General features: G+C 73.3%; 13 protein-coding genes. 6 read left to right on the top strand and 7 right to left on the bottom strand.

The window, feature by feature from the left end; genetic code table 11:
• Nucleotides 1–46 precede the first annotated feature (46 nt).
• The 6 genes from RB608_RS26530 to RB608_RS26505 all read right to left on the bottom strand — a co-directional run bounded on the left by RB608_RS26530 (nt 47) and on the right by RB608_RS26505 (nt 6,060).
• Nucleotides 47–1,486, bottom strand: a complete 1,440-nt coding sequence (locus RB608_RS26530) for a cellulase family glycosylhydrolase (protein ID WP_308091103.1) — start codon at nt 1,484–1,486, stop codon at nt 47–49.
• A gap of 216 nt (nt 1,487–1,702) precedes the next feature.
• Nucleotides 1,703–2,005 carry a type II toxin-antitoxin system RelE/ParE family toxin gene (locus RB608_RS26525; RefSeq protein ID WP_308091102.1) on the bottom strand — a complete coding sequence of 101 codons (303 nt, stop codon included), beginning with the start codon at nt 2,003–2,005 and terminating at the stop codon, nt 1,703–1,705.
• Nucleotides 2,002–2,226, bottom strand: coding sequence for an addiction module protein (locus RB608_RS26520; RefSeq protein ID WP_308091101.1), 225 nt, complete (start codon nt 2,224–2,226; stop codon nt 2,002–2,004). The genes RB608_RS26525 and RB608_RS26520 overlap by 4 nt, the downstream gene beginning before the upstream one ends.
• 53 nt (nt 2,227–2,279) lie before the next feature.
• A complete protein-coding gene (locus tag RB608_RS26515) occupies nt 2,280–3,203 on the bottom strand; it encodes a glycosyltransferase family A protein (RefSeq protein ID WP_308091100.1) in 924 nt (307 codons plus the stop codon).
• Entirely contained in the window at nt 3,200–3,931 is a 732-nt protein-coding gene (locus tag RB608_RS26510) for a CDP-alcohol phosphatidyltransferase family protein (protein WP_308091099.1), read from the bottom strand. The genes RB608_RS26515 and RB608_RS26510 overlap by 4 nt, the downstream gene beginning before the upstream one ends.
• The gene (locus tag RB608_RS26505) at nt 3,928–6,060 is read right to left on the bottom strand and encodes a hypothetical protein (protein WP_308091098.1); all 2,133 of its coding nucleotides are present in this window, start codon (nt 6,058–6,060) and stop codon (nt 3,928–3,930) included. The genes RB608_RS26510 and RB608_RS26505 overlap by 4 nt, the downstream gene beginning before the upstream one ends.
• Before the next feature lie 137 nt (nt 6,061–6,197).
• Here RB608_RS26505 and RB608_RS26500 point away from each other — a divergent pair, with 137 nt between their 5' ends.
• The 3 genes from RB608_RS26500 to RB608_RS26490 are packed head-to-tail and all read left to right on the top strand — an operon-like array spanning nt 6,198 to nt 9,636.
• Nucleotides 6,198–8,144: a hypothetical protein gene (locus tag RB608_RS26500; RefSeq protein ID WP_308091097.1), complete on the top strand. Its 1,947-nt coding sequence runs from the start codon at nt 6,198–6,200 to the stop codon at nt 8,142–8,144.
• A 3-nt stretch (nt 8,145–8,147) separates the two neighbouring features.
• Nucleotides 8,148–8,960: a hypothetical protein gene (locus RB608_RS26495; RefSeq protein ID WP_308091096.1), complete on the top strand. Its 813-nt coding sequence runs from the start codon at nt 8,148–8,150 to the stop codon at nt 8,958–8,960.
• On the top strand, nt 8,950–9,636 hold the full coding sequence (locus RB608_RS26490; protein WP_308091095.1) for a LuxR C-terminal-related transcriptional regulator: 687 nt from the start codon (nt 8,950–8,952) through the stop codon (nt 9,634–9,636). Before RB608_RS26495 ends, RB608_RS26490 begins: the two co-directional genes overlap by 11 nt.
• A 52-nt stretch (nt 9,637–9,688) precedes the next feature.
• Here the strand turns inward: RB608_RS26490 and RB608_RS26485 are convergent, their stop codons facing one another.
• A complete protein-coding gene (locus tag RB608_RS26485; protein ID WP_308091094.1) occupies nt 9,689–11,212 on the bottom strand; it encodes an ATP-binding protein in 1,524 nt (507 codons plus the stop codon).
• Between the two features lie 183 nt (nt 11,213–11,395).
• Here RB608_RS26485 and RB608_RS26480 point away from each other — a divergent pair, with 183 nt between their 5' ends.
• The 3 genes from RB608_RS26480 to RB608_RS26470 all read left to right on the top strand — a co-directional run bounded on the left by RB608_RS26480 (nt 11,396) and on the right by RB608_RS26470 (nt 14,127).
• Nucleotides 11,396–11,578, top strand: coding sequence for a hypothetical protein (locus RB608_RS26480; RefSeq protein ID WP_308091093.1), 183 nt, complete (start codon nt 11,396–11,398; stop codon nt 11,576–11,578).
• A gap of 35 nt (nt 11,579–11,613) precedes the next feature.
• Entirely contained in the window at nt 11,614–12,204 is a 591-nt protein-coding gene (locus RB608_RS26475; RefSeq protein WP_308091092.1) for a cupin domain-containing protein, read from the top strand.
• Nucleotides 12,205–12,510: 306 nt separating this feature from the next.
• Entirely contained in the window at nt 12,511–14,127 is a 1,617-nt protein-coding gene (locus RB608_RS26470; RefSeq protein ID WP_308091091.1) for an ABC transporter substrate-binding protein, read from the top strand.
• Nucleotides 14,128–14,173: the final 46 nt, after the last annotated feature.

The following is a 14,173-nucleotide window of genomic DNA, read 5'->3' as shown; positions in this document are numbered from 1 at the left end:
TTCGTGCTGTAACCCTTAGTTACAAGCGATCGCCCGGGTGCTGGCGCTACTTCAGCGACGGTGACCCGGCGAGGGCGTGGGCGAAGTCGGCGCGCTTCGCCGGGGTGCCCAGCGTCCACGGAGCCACGCTGTTGAGCGCGCTGTCGAAGTAGCTGTAGGCGATGCCGCCGTAGTTCTCCATCAGCTGGACCGCGTCGGCGATCGCCGTGGGGCGCGCCTCGGCGGCCACGTCGGTCACCCCGGTCTCGCCGAGCGCCCAGTCGACGCCGACGCTGCGGGACCAGGTCGAGATCGCCCGGTAGTACTGCTCGAAGTCGGTCCACTTGCTCGTCGTGCTGCCGGACTTGGTCACGCCGTACTGCTGGTAGATGTCGAAGCCGGCCACGTCGACCTTGACACCGCGTGGCCAGATCTCGGCCAGGCGGTACTGCGCGTCGCCGTAGAACTGGTTCCAGCCGGTCATCACGACGGTGAACGCCACGTTGGGCGCGGCGGCGCGGACCAGCGGAGCGAGGTGCTCCTGCATTCGGCGCCACTCCTGGATGTCGCCGTCGCCCTCGGGCTCGTGGTGGAAGGCGACCCACACCGGGCCGCCGACCGCGGCCAGGCGCTGGGCGAGGTCGGTCGCCCACGCGTCGCCCTTGCCGTCGGCCATCTCGGTCCACGAGTAGGGCAGCTTGAAGCTCACCCACGGCAGCCGGCCGGCTGCCAGGTCCGCCTGCGCGGTGCGCACCGCAGCCGCGACGCCCGTCGAGTTGAAGTAGGTACGGCGCAGGGCCAGGCGGTCCCCGAGCTGCTGCTCCAGGGTGCTCGGGTCCGTGTTCGAGCCGTGCGCGGCGCCGACGTAGGTGCCGCACGAGGGGATCCCGCGGGCCGTGCGCCCGCAGCCGTTGGTCAGCATCCCCGCCGTGCCCTCGGACGTGCCGGCGTCACCCTTCGGGGCCAGGCTCAGGTCGTCGACGAGCACCTTCGTGCCGGCCGGCACGTGCGGGGCGCGGATGCGCAGCTTCAACGCCGAGTCGCGCTTCTTCGTCGTGACCCGCACCTTGAGCCGGGTCCAGGAGCCGGCCTTGGCGGTGACCCGTGCGGTGCGGGCCTGGACCGGCTTGCCCCGCGCGATCTCGCGCACCCGGAGCGCCACCTGACGCGCGCCCGCGGCCCGCACCCACACCCGGACGACGTACGCCGTCCCGGCGGCGTGCGCCCCGGCGAACCGGTGCTTGCTGACCGTGGTCGCCCGCCCGGCGCGCGGCGTGCGCACGACCATGGCGCGGCTGTCGTTGCGACCCGCGCCGTCGCGCGACAGCGCGACCCTGCTCCCGTCCACCCCGGCGAAGCCGTCCAGGTGGGTCTCGAAGTCTCCCGCGGGCAGGCTCTCCCGTGCCGCCGACCGGGACTGGGCCGGCGTGGTCGCCGCCATGGTCCCGATCATCACCGTCGCCAGCACCACGGCCAGCCACGTCCAACGTCTGTGGGCGTTCTGCATGACGCCACCTTCCCGAATATGGCCGTGGGGAGCCTGCGCACGGCCTTGTCGTGTCATTCCTCGATCGGCTCGATTGGACCCGGAGCGAGGAGTCGGAGCGAATCCCGTCCCCCAAATGGGGGAGAGACGAAGGGGGAGGGGAACCGTTTGCGGTGCTGCGAGGGTGTTACGACCACCCGTGACGACCGGTGGTCCGCGAGCTTCGATGGTCGACGATCAGAGTCGGGCCACGACGCTGTCCAGGTTCTGGCGGTCGTGCACGAGGGCCGCGACCTCGATGATCCTCAGATGCTCGTGCACCAGGTACCAGATCTCGTAGGGATAGATCGCCAGATGCACCCGACGGGCACCGGCGACGAGCGCCGGCGGGAGCAGCGGATGGGTGACGGCACGGTTGATGGCATGGTCGAGTTCCTTCTCGAAGAGCTCGACATGATCGGGCGCCTCGATCGCGTACCAGTCTTCGGCGCGCTCGATGTCCCGCTCGGCCGCCGGCCGCACCTGGACCGTGTAGGTCACCGACCGCGACGCTCGCGGAGGCGGTGACGAACCTCGTCCCAGGGCCGGCCGGTCAACGGGTTCGCCGTCGCGTCGGCGACGCGTTCCTCGACGAGGGCGGCGACCGAGGGAGAGACGGGGCGGGCCGCGTGGTCGATGCTGTCCCACACCCGGCCGATGAGCTCCAGACGCTCCTCGACGGAGAGGCTCATCGCCTTCTCGACCAGGACCGGGTCAACCATGATGACAGGATAGCCGGAGGCAGGACGCCGGGCCGCCGGCTGGGCGGCGAGACTCAGATCCCGCGGCCGCGCCGGTGCGCCAGGTCCAGCAGCCGCTCGGCCCGGACCACGTGCAGGGCGACCAGCGCGGCGAGATAGGCGCGCGGCTCCCGGGGAGAGGCGCGCAGGGTGCGGGCGGCGCAGCGGAGGGCGGTCCGGTCGCCGAGGGCGGCGAGGGCGAACGCCTTGCGGCCGAGGAGGCGGGCGTGGGCGCGGCGGTCCGCGCGGAAGGCGGGGTGCTTGGCGAGGCCGTAGTCGATGGCGGCCGCGATGGTCGCCCACTGGCGGGAGAACTGCGAGCCGCCCCAGCGGACCCGGACCAGTGGCGCGGGCACGACGTGGAAGCCGCCGGCCCCGGCCGCGCGGATCATCCAGTCGAAGTCCTCGCCGTAGCTGCCGGGGATGTCCTCGTCGACCAGCCCGATCGTGGAGAGCAGCTCGGGCCGCCGTACGACGACCGTCGAGGGGTGCGCCTCCATCACCCGGCGACGCACGAGGTTGCGCAGCTCGAGGTCGGCCGGCTCCGGGATCCGCACGGTCGTGGTGCCGGCGTAGTCGACCTCGATCCCGGTCACGCAGGTCGGCGGACCGCCGTCGAGGAGGGCCCGGACCTGGCGGTCGAGCTTGCCGGGGAGCCAGACGTCGTCGTCGTCGCAGAAGGCGACGAGGTCGCCCTGGCCCCGCAGCACTCCGCTGTTGCGGGCGCCGGCGAGACCGGGGCTGCGGTGGTTCTCGATCACGTCGACGGCCCGGCCGTCCCCGTTGTCGGCCCGGACCAGGCGGGCGTCGGGCGCCGAGCGGTCGAAGACGACGATGCACCGGACCCGGCCGGCGTACTCCTGGCCGACGACGGCCGCGATCGCCTCCCGGACCAGGCCCGGCCGGTCGTGGGTCGCGATCACGACGTCGACGTCCGGCAGCCCGAGGTGACGGCTCATGACGCCCCCTTCCCGCCCGGCTCCCGGGCGCGTACGACGTCGAGGGCTGCCGCGATCCGCCAGCTCCGGCGCAGGTTGACGACGGTGGCCACCAGGTAGAAGGCGAGTCCCACCAGCAGGCCGGCCACCGCGGGCCGCGGTCCGGCGAGGGGGAGCAGCCCCAGCACGAGCGTCTCGGCCTCGACCGCCCACGGCACGGGACTCATCCCGAGCCGCCGGCAGATCCGCAGCCACGGGTCCAACAGGGGCAGATCGGTCCGTTCGAGCAGGTCGGACCCGCCCTCGCCGCGGCCGGCCGAGGCGGCGAGGTGCTTGCGGTGGGCCAGGGCCCAGCCGTAGGTGCCGAGGGCGGCCAGCAGTCCCACGGCGACCGAGGCGTCGACGCGATCGGTGCGGACGGCCCACCAGGCGAGCCCCGCGTAGGCCGCCGTGACGCACACGACGTCGGTCCCGACGTCGAGCAGGGCGCCGCGCGCGGAGCTGGAGCCCTGCAGCCGGGCGATCTTGCCGTCCAGGCAGTCGGCGAAGAAGCGGAGCAGGAAGAGCAGGCCGCCGAGTCGCAGCCGGCCCGCGGCCAGGCAGGCGGCGGCCGCGACGCCGAGGGCACCCGCGAGTGCGGTCACCCGGTTCGGCGTGACGACGGAGCGCGGGGCGAGGACGCGCGCGAGCGGGTTCGCCGGCGGGTCGATGACCAACCGGGTCCACACGTCGCGGGGCCGGGGGGTCATCGCCGCCACCGCTGCCACGGCCGCCACCGCTCCCGTCGCGGCGGGCGGATACGGACCAGCGCGAGCCCGGCCAGGCCACCGACGGCCAGGCCGCTGGTGAGCGGGACCCCGCGCTGGTCACCGACGACCCGCGGGCGACCGACCCGGATCACGTTGCCCACCTCGGGGCGGTGGGTGGTGAGGTGGTCGATCGCCGCGCGCAGGTAGGTGCGGGTCGCCGCCCAGGCCGGGTCGGCCGGGTCCACCGCGGCCAGCCGCTCCCCGAGTCGCGCGACGAGATCGGTCCGCCGCGTCTCGAGGAACCGGGAGCGCTCGGCGAGGTACTCCTCGGCCACGGCGAGCGCCGCCGCGGCGGTGTCGGTCCGGCGGGTCGTGGTCACCGTGACGTCGAGGACGGTCGACAGGGGTGGCGCGGCCACCCCGATGTCCGAGCGGAGGACGGCCGGTGCGAGCCCGACCCGCTGCCCGGCGCGCTCCATCGCGCTCTCGGAGCGCAGCAGCGCCGCCTCGGTGTCGATCGTCGCGGGATCGGGTGGCCGGACCAGGGTCCCGCTGTCGGCCTCCCGCGCGACGTCGCCGACGTCGAGATAGGTGGGTGACGGGGTCAGGGCGACGGTGACGGTGCTCGCGACGTGGCGCTCCTCGCCCCGGCTCGCGCCGACACCGACCGCGGCACCGAGGACCCCGGCGGCGGCCGCGATCGCCACCGCGCGGCCCGACGGACGGCGCAGCGTCGTACCGGACCGCTCCTCGCGCCAGGCGAGTGCCACCGCCGCCATCACGATCATCGTCGGCAGTCCGAGGGTGTCGTAGACCGTCAGCTGGAGCAGGAAGATCACGAGCACGAAGGTCGCGACCGTCTGGTTCAGGGTCCGACATCGCCAGGTCCGGCGCAGCGCCAGGACGAAGAAGGTCAGGAAGAACAGCGTCCCGATCCAGCCCTGCGAGAAGAGGACCAACCACAGCTGCCCCTGGGTCCCGAGCGGTGGTACGCCGCACGCGGGGCAGCTCGGCGTGGCACCGCCGGCGATCGAGGTGAAGGTGCCCGCGACGTCGCGGGTGCTGCCGAAGCCGACGACGGGCGAGCCGCGGGTCATCGAGTCGACCGTGGTCACCAGGAGCTGGGAGCGGCGCTCGTTGCTGTGCGGGTTGTCGAGGCGGGACGAGACCGTGTCGCCGAGGGAGCTGGAGGTGACCGCGATGCCGCCGAGGACCACCACGGCCACCAGCGCGGCGAGCGCGGAGTGGTGCCGGCGCAGCGTCAGCAGCACCAGGAGTCCGAGCGCCCCGACGCCGAGGGCGAGCCACAGGCCGCGGTTGAGGCTGAGCACGATCGGCACGGCCGCGGCGACGAGGACGGGCGCCGCCAGCCAGCGTGCGCGGGACCGGCTCGTGACGACGACCGCGACGAAGTAGACCAGGGTCAGCGAGATCACGCTGCCCCAGGTGTTGGTGAAGGGGAAGGGCGCCTTGGGCCGGGGCTCCGGGTCGCCGAGCACCTTCTGGACGTCGGCGGTCTCGGCCGACACGAGCGTGTTGACGAAGCCGTTGCCGCGCAGCCCGCCGGGCAGCACACGCTCGGCGAGCGTGGTGATCGCCAGGTCGGGCACGAGCAGGCCGAGGAGGCCGCCGAGGACGGCCACGACGAACACCCACGCCAGGATCCGGTGCACCAGCCGGTCGGGCAGCCGGTGGGCCGGGGTGTTCCCGATCCAGACCAGCAGCACCGTGCAGGAGAGGTACCACGCGAACCGGTAGCCGAAGACGAGGAGCCGTCCGGTGCCGCCGTCGTCCACGGCGTCCGGGGCGGCCGCCCACAGTGTGCCGAGACCGAGCAGGACCCACAGCAGGAACAGCAGCCACCAGCCGGCGTGGGGCGGCAGGGACACCCGGCGCCGTGAGCGCAGGTCCCAGCAGAGCGGGACGATCAGGGCCAGCGGCACGAGGGAGGCGACGCCCAGGAGCCACCACACCGGCAGGCCGGCGATGCCGATGACGAAGCACCGCTCGGCGACGAGACCGCGCCCGGCGTCTCCCCGCCGGCTGCGCGAGGCGCCGCTCGCGACGGCGCCGAGGCTCCCGGGACCGCCCAGCCCGGGCCGGTCCCCCGGTGGCGTGGCGGACGTCATCTCCCTAGGAGACCCTGTGCCCAGCGGGTCGCGGCTCACCAATTTTGGGGGACTAACGCCGCGCGGGGCGCGGGCCCCGCACGACCGTCCTAGTGTCGCCTGGACCCCGGTGATCGGCCGGCGGGGAGGGAGGCGCCATGCGCAGGACTGCTGCCGCCGCACTCCTGTGCTGCCTGGCCGTCGCCTGGTCGTCGACCCTCGTGGCTCCGGCCACCGCGACGACCGAGACGGGCGGCGGTCTCGTCGGCGAGGACCCGGCCCCGGGCACGCCACACGTGCTCGACGGGGAGGTGCTCTCGCTCGCTCAGGTCGGCGGGACGATCGTCCTCGGCGGCACCTTCACGCGGGCCCGCGACGACGGGAGCACGTCGGAGGTCGTCCGTCGCGGTCTGCTCGCGTTCGACGCCGCGACCGGCCGGATCGACCCGGCCTTCCACCCCGACCCGGACGGCGTGGTCGACGTGGTGGTGGCCGGCCGCGCCGGCACCGTGTACGTCGGGGGCGAGTTCAGCAGCGTCGCCGGCCAGCCGCGCCCGCGGATCGCGCAGGTCGCCCTGGCCGACGGATCGGTCGTGGCGGGCTTCGACGCCGGCCGGGTCGACGGCCCCGTCCGCGACCTCCGGCTCCAGCGGAGCCGACTGTGGGTCGCCGGCTCGTTCTCCCGGATCGGCGGCCAACGGCTGCGGGCGCTCGCCGTGCTCGCGGCGCGCACCGGCGCCGCCCACGGCGTCGACGTGAAGGTCGCCGGCCGCGCCCGGCGCGGCCTGGGGCGCACGACGGTGGCGAAGATCGATCTCAGCCCCAACGGCCGTCGACTCGTCGCGATCGGCAACTTCCGGTCCGTGCAGGGCGAACCGCGGCACCAGCTCGCGGTGCTCGACCTCTCCCGGCACCGCGCCGCGCTGGCGCGCTTCCGCACCCGCTTCTACGCCGCCGACTGCGACGCCATGTACTACAGCTACGTGCGCGACGTGGACTTCGCGCCGGACGGGGCCTCCTTCGTCGTCGTGACCTCCGGCGGCCCCCGCGGTCCGTCCTCCCCGTGCGACAGCGTCGCTCGGTTCGAGACCCGCGGCAGCGACCGCTGGGTGAAGCCGTCCTGGATCGCGTCGACCGGGGGCGACACGGTCCAGGCCGTCGAGGTCACGTCGTCGGCGGTGTACGTCGGCGGCCACCACCGCTGGTTCAACAACCCCCTCGGGTCGAACACGCCGGGCCCGGGCGCCGTCGCCCGGGAGGGCATCGCCGCGCTCAGTCCGGTCAACGGCCTCCCGTTCACCTGGAACCCCGGTCGCAGCAAGGGAATCGGCGTCGGGGACCTGCTCGCCACGGAGGTGGGCCTGTGGGTCGGCTCCGACACCGACCGGATCGGCCACGACCAGGTGCGCTCCCGGATCGCCCTGCTGCCCGCGGGCGGCGCGTCGTACCCGGCACTCGCGACGCCGCAGCGGGCCTCGACGATCTACCTCGCGCAGGGCGGCGACCTGACCCGTCGTACCCATCGCGGGGCGCGCGCCGGGCCGCCGTCGGCGGTGCCGGCCGGTGCGGGGGGCCCGGACTGGACCACGGCGGCGGGCGCCTTCCTGCTGGGCGGGCAGCTCTACGTCGCGGGTCGCGACGGGACCTTCACGCGGCGTGCCTTCGACGGCGCCTCGTACGGACCGGCGGTGCCGGTCGACGGAGCGGACGCCGTGGTCCCGCTGGACGCCTGGCGGGCCGAGCTGAGGACGCTGACCGGGCTGTTCTACGACCGGGGCCGGCTCTACTTCACGCTGGCCGGGTCGCGTGTCCTGCACTATCGCTACTTCAACCCCGAGAGCGGCATCGTGGGGGCGGTGCGGTTGGTGGCGTCGCGACGGGGCGGCGGCTTCGACCCGCGCCGCGTGCGGGCGATGTTCGTGGCCGGGAAGCGGCTGTACTGGACCACCTCCACCGGTCGCCTGCGCCGCACCGGCTGGACCCGGACGGCGTCGGCGGCGGTGCCCTCGGGCGCCGTGGCCGACGTCGGCGGCCGGCGGGTGGACGGGGTCCGGTGGGGGCCGGGCACCGTCTTCGTCGGCCCCGCGACCGGACGGGGCGGCTGAGCCGTGCCGGCGCGGAGCGTCGCCCTGGTCCTGCTCGCGCTCGGCGTGGCCGGTGGGTGCGGGGTGAGCGACGGGGCCGTGCCGGCCCGGCCCCACGACCCGGCACGCGGCCTGCGGGGCGTCGACCTCGGCCTAGGCTTCGACCAGGTGGTCGTCCCGGGCGACCTGGTCCCGGGGGCCGTCAACGACGGCACCGCCCCGGTCGACATCACCGTGGTCACCCAGGGCGGCGGCCGGCTCACCTGGACACCCGGCCGGGGTGGCGGCGCGGCCGTACGGACGCCGGCCTACGCGGCAGAGGGCCCCGTCCCGGCCGCGGCGATCGTGGTCCGGACCGATCCCACCGTCCCCGATCCGCTGGACCCCGGGACGCGCGACCTCGTGGTGGGCGTGGACTTCCGCGCCGACCCGGCCACGGCGGGCCGGCCCGGGGACGACGGCGACAACCTCGTCCAGCGTGGCCGGTTCGGTGACGCCACCCAGCTGAAGATACAGCTCGACCACGGTGTCCCCTCGTGCCGCCTCGCCGGCACCCTGGGCGAGATCGTGGTGGCCGGCGATCAGCCGGTCACCCCCGACCGGTGGTACCGCCTGACCTGCACCCGGTCCGCAGGCGCCGTGCACCTGCGGCTGCTGGATCTCGAGGACCCGGCCGCGCCGCAGGAGTGGACGGCCGCCGGCGATCCCGGGGAGATCGCCTTCGCGCACGTCCCGCTGTCGATCGGCGCCAAGGTGACCGCCCGCGGCGGGATCGCCGGCGACTCCGCCGACCAGTTCCACGGAACGATCGACCGTGTCGTCGTCGATGTCCGCTGAGGAGCCGGTCAGGCGGATCGCGCTGGTCGCCGAGCGTCGGCTGGTCGGCCAGGCGATCGCGGCGGCGCTCCGCGGCCGGGGCCTGGCACCGGTGCTGTTCGACTGGCCCGAACGCGGCGGTCGGCTGTCGTTCCGTCGGGCTCTCGCCCGCAGCGGCGCGTCGGTCGGCGTGATCCTGTGCGACCTGCGCACTCCCGATCTCCTGCACGACGTCGAGCTGCTCGTCGCTCGGGGACCGATCCGGTGGCTGGTGCTCACCGACAGCGAGTTCGGGCCGCGCTGGGGGACCGTGCTCGGCGCGGGTGCGCTGGGCGTGCTGCCGACCACGACGACCACGGCCAGCCTCGAGAAGGCCCTCCGCGACACGATGGCCGGCAGGTCGCCGACCCCCGCCGCGCTGCGCGAGCGCGCCCTGGCCGCGTGGGAGAGCGTCGCCGAGGAGCAACGAGAGCTGATCCGGCGCATGGAGCTGCTCACCCACCGGGAGTACGAGATCCTCGGCTCCTTGTACGACGGCATGTCGGTGCGCCGGATCGCCGATGCGTCGGGCGTGGCCGAGGCGACGGTGCGCAGCCAGGTGAAGTCGCTGCGCCGCAAGCTGGACGTGGACTCGCAGCTCGCGGCCGTCGCGCTCTACCGGCGCTCGTTGGAGGTGTTCCCGCGCGCCCGCCGCTGACCGGTCGCCGTCCGGTCGTGGGTCGTCGTTGGTTGTCGTGGTCGGTCGCGGGTCAGCCGCCGTCCGCCGCGGGGGAGGGCGCCCGGGGCAGGGTGATCACGAAGACGGTCCCCCGGGCCGCCCCGGCGTCGTCGACCAGATCCAGGGTCCCGCCCTGTTCGAGGATCAGCCGGTGGGCGCGGTGCAGCCCGATGCCCTGACCCGTCGACCGGCTGCGGTGGGCGCCCCACTGGAACAGGCTGGCGCGGATGTCGGGGTCGATGCCCGGACCGTCGTCGGAGACGACGATGATCACGCGGTCGCCGATCGCCGCCGAGAGGACGGTCGTGCCCTGACCGCCGGCGTGGTCGGCGGCGTTCGTGACGAGGGTGACGAGCACCTCGACCAGCGCATCCCTGCGGGCGAGGACCCGGTGCCCGCCGGGGGTCCAGGCCACCCGGTGGCCGAGGGCCTCCTGGGCGAGGACGAGCGGCGACACGACGGCGTCCACCGCGACGACGGCGAGCGGCCCGGGCCGGGCGGCGACGGTCCGCCCCAGCCGGGCGGTCTCGCTGTCGACCATCTCCTCGAGGGCGTCGCGCCGGGGTCCCGGCGGTACCTGTCCGCTGGCGAGGAGCCGGGCGGCCGCGGCGATGCCGGCGGCCGTCGACCGCATGTCGTGCGCCACCTCGCGGTCCTGCTTGACCTCCGCCTGGGCCTCGGCGGCGATCCGCGCATAGCGGGCGACGCGGTCACTGGTCTGCTCGAGGGAGAGCCGGAGCAGCGCGGCGGCCGTGGTCGCCGTCAGCGCGCTGAACACCGCGACGCCGGCGACGGCGAGCGGAGGCGGCGAGGCCGCCGCGGTCAGCGTCGCCCACAGCCGGGCGGCGAAGATCGCCAGGATCCCGACGCCGATCCGGGTGGAGGCCCAGGCCGGCAGCGGCGAGTGACGCAGCTGGAGCCCGATCACGGCCAGGACGACGCCGACGAGGATCATCAGGGCCACGTCGAACGGCTCGCCGGTGCTGAGGAATCCCGAGCCGTGCTCCAGCGCCGCCGACAGGGCGTGCAGACCCAGGGTCATGCCGAGCGCGCCGAGGCCGAGCAGCACGCCGCCGGCGATCGGCCGCTGCGGTGCGGTCACCGTGCGACGCCCCCGGTGGAGCACGGCCAGCACGACGAGCACCGTCGTCAGATGGCCCGTGGTCAGGCGGTAGGAGTGGCTGCTCAGGGCCGGGTCGACCGTCGCCAGCACCACCAGGGGAGCGTCCTGGACGGCAACCAGGGTGGCGGCGATCGCCATACTGCCGCGGAGCGGGTCCTGGGTGAGGCGGGCGTCGACGGCCAGGGCGATTCCGGCGCCGAGCACCAGCAGGTCGGCCAGGAGGATGCTGGACCGGCCGGCGAGCGCCAGCCGGGCGTCCCCGCCGTCACCGAGGAGCGCGACCACCAGGTACGGGTGCAGCAGCAGGCCGGTGACGGCCGCGCTCCACCACCACGACGAGTGAGGACGAGCCTGCCCGCCGTGGCGAACCCGCCGCCGGGAGCGGGCCTGGGCGGGCCGCCGATCCCGACGGCCCCCCGGATGCGCCGTCACCTCATCATTGTGCGGAGCAGGCGCGCCCCCGTGGGGATTTCCGCAGGATGGGGTCTCGTCGGCCGCCACCCGCCCGCGGTTTCGTCGAGAGCCGTGACTGTGTCGACGGAAACACGGGGAGCGCGCACGAATCCGGCGAACGTCGTTTAGTATGAGCGAACACTGCGACCGGCAAGAGGTGACATGCCCCGGATTCTGCTCATCGACCCCATCGGCATCGACACTCAGGTCGAACGGGATCGCCGGATCGCACAGGATGCGGTCGGAGCCGGCATCGACGCGACCCGCGAAGCCGTCCCGGTGCTCGACCCCGTCGAGAACCTCGCGCGATACACCGCGCTGCTCGCTCGTACGGCCTCGGCGTGAGGGCGCCGACGATCCCCGGCGGTGGTGGCTCGTCCATGCCCGAGCGACCGGGCGACCAGGACGAGCTCGCCGTCGGGCCGCGGATCCGCGCGCTGCGGGAGGCCGCCGGACTGTCGCTGCGCAAGCTCGCCTCGCTCACCGGCCTGTCGGTCGGCTTCCTCTCGCAGGTCGAGAACGGGCAGAGCTCGATCGCGCTGTCGACCCTTCACAATGTCGCGGCGGCACTCGGCCAGAGCATGTCGGAGTTCTTCGGGGATGACGAGACTCCAGAGCCGTTCGACGACTCGCCGATCTTCACGCTCACCCGCTCGGTCGACCGCACCCGCCGTGTCGCATCGTCTGGCTGGCACTACGAGATGCTCTCCGCGCGCGTACCCGGACTGGTTCTGGAGCCGATGCTGGTCTACATCGAGCCGGGTGGGCGTGCCGAAGAGCCCTCGGCGCACCCGGGAGAGGAGTTCTCCTACGTGCTGCGCGGCGAGCTCGTCTACCGCGTTGGCGACGACGAGTACCACCTCGGCCCGGGCGACAGCTTCTACATGCGCTCGAGCACGCTTCACTCGATCCGCAACGACGGCACCGAGACGGCTGTCGTCGTATCAGTCGTCACGCCGCGGCACTACTAGGCGGCATCAGACCTACCGAGAGCACGCGGGCGGCATGGCAGCCGCTCGGCGTGCGGCCGCACGCCCGGCGACTGCGCCTTGCGTCGCACGCGTTGAGCGCCGCTCATCGGCACGATCTCTTCGGCTGGCTCGTCGAGGGCCCCCAGCCGCCGGGCAAGGGCGGCCTCGAGCTCGGATGTGTTGCTTCCAGGAAACACTCCTGTTTCGCAGTAGCGAGCGGAGTGTTTAGTGAGGTAGAACAGTCTTCACGTTCAAGCTCGGGCCGCCCCGACCCCGCTCCTGCGGAGATCGCCACCTGGAGGAACAGTGACAGCTACACCTCGACCCGGCCATCGCCGGCTGACCACGATCTGCGCCGCTCTGTTCGTCGCATCGCTCGCATTCGCCGGTTGCGCATCCGGCTCGAACGACGACTCCGACGGGGAGTCCAACACCGAGCTGCGCATCGCCGTCACCGCCTACCCGAGCAGCTGGGACCAGGACTTCGTCGCCTTCGACCTGGTGGCGCTCGAGCTGTACAAGAACATCTATCCCTACCTGGTCGACTACGGGACCAAGTCGGTCGATGGCGGCGAGATCCTCGACGTCGAGACCATCGTGCCCACGTACGCCGAGTCGTTCGACTCCCCGGACGGTCAGAACTGGACGCTGAAGATCAAGGACGACGCGACGTTCCCGAATGGCGACCCGATCACCGCCGAGGACGTGAAGTGGTCCAAGGACCGGGCATTCGCCGCGAACGCGAACGTCGCCGGCGTCTACCAGCTCATCGGCCTCACCGAGCCCGACCAGGTCGAGGTCGTCGACGAGAAGACCGTCGTCTTCCACCAGTCGGTGCCGAGTGCGCTGTCCGCGCAGATCCAGGCGATCAGTCTCTTCGTCTACAACTCGAAGGAGCTGCAGAAGCACGCGACCGGCGACGACCCGTGGGCCCAGGACTGGACGGCGAAGAACCCGAGCGATGGCGGCTACTTCACCGTCGAGTCGGCGACGCCGGGCCAGGAGATCGTGCTGAAGAAGAACCCGGACTACCTGGGTGACAACGCCCCGATCGTCGACGAGGTCCACATCACCGTCGCCTCCAACACGGCGGCGGCCGCAGCGATGCTCGAGGCGGGCGACATCGACATCGCCGAGGGGCTGTCCTCCTCGGAGATCGACGACCTCGAGGGGGCCGACGGCGTCAAGATCGTCTCCGCGCCGAGCAGCGAGATGGTCTACCTCCCGCTCAACACGGCCTCCGGTCCGTTCGCGGACCCCACCCTGCGCCAGGCCTTCGCCTACGCCCTGCCGTACGACCAGATCATCGACACCGTCTACGGCGGTGAGGGGCGTCGGCCGAAGAGCTTCGTCCCGATCGACATGCCGGGCTACAGCGAGACCGGGTTCCCCTACGAGCAGGACGTCGACAAGGCGAAGCAGCTCGTGGCCCAGTCCGGGGAGTCGAACGTCGCCTTCGACCTCGCCTTCCCCGCGGAGGACAGCGCGGCCAAGCAGATCGCCGTCATCATCCAGGACGCGCTCGCGGACGTCGGGATCACCGTCACCCCGCTGCCCCTCGACCCCGCGGCGATGGGCGAGCACCGTGAGGCCAAGGACCTCGACGCCCAGGTCGCGCGCGGTCAGGACTGGGTCAGCGACGTGGAGTACCTCGCCAACAACCAGCTCGTCACCGGCGGCTACCTCAACAACTCCAACTACTCCAACGCGACGGTCGACGCCCTGGTGAAGGAGGCGAGCACGATCACCGACAAGGCGCAGCGCGAGGAGCTCTGGCTCCAGCTGCAGGGCGAGCTCGCCAAGGACGTCCCGATCATCCCGCTCGTCCAGCCGAACTACGAGCTGGCGGTGCGAGAGAACGTGAGCGGTGTGGTGGTCCCGGGCGACGGGCTGCTCCGCTACAACACGATCTCGCTCGACTGACGCACCGGATGACCGGCTCCGGCCGACGCCCGAAGGCGTCGGCCGG

Source organism: Nocardioides sp. LHD-245 (assembly GCF_030929495.1).
In the GTDB taxonomy this organism is placed as follows: domain Bacteria; phylum Actinomycetota; class Actinomycetes; order Propionibacteriales; family Nocardioidaceae; genus Nocardioides.
This window is presented reverse-complemented; position numbering and strand designations above follow the sequence as displayed.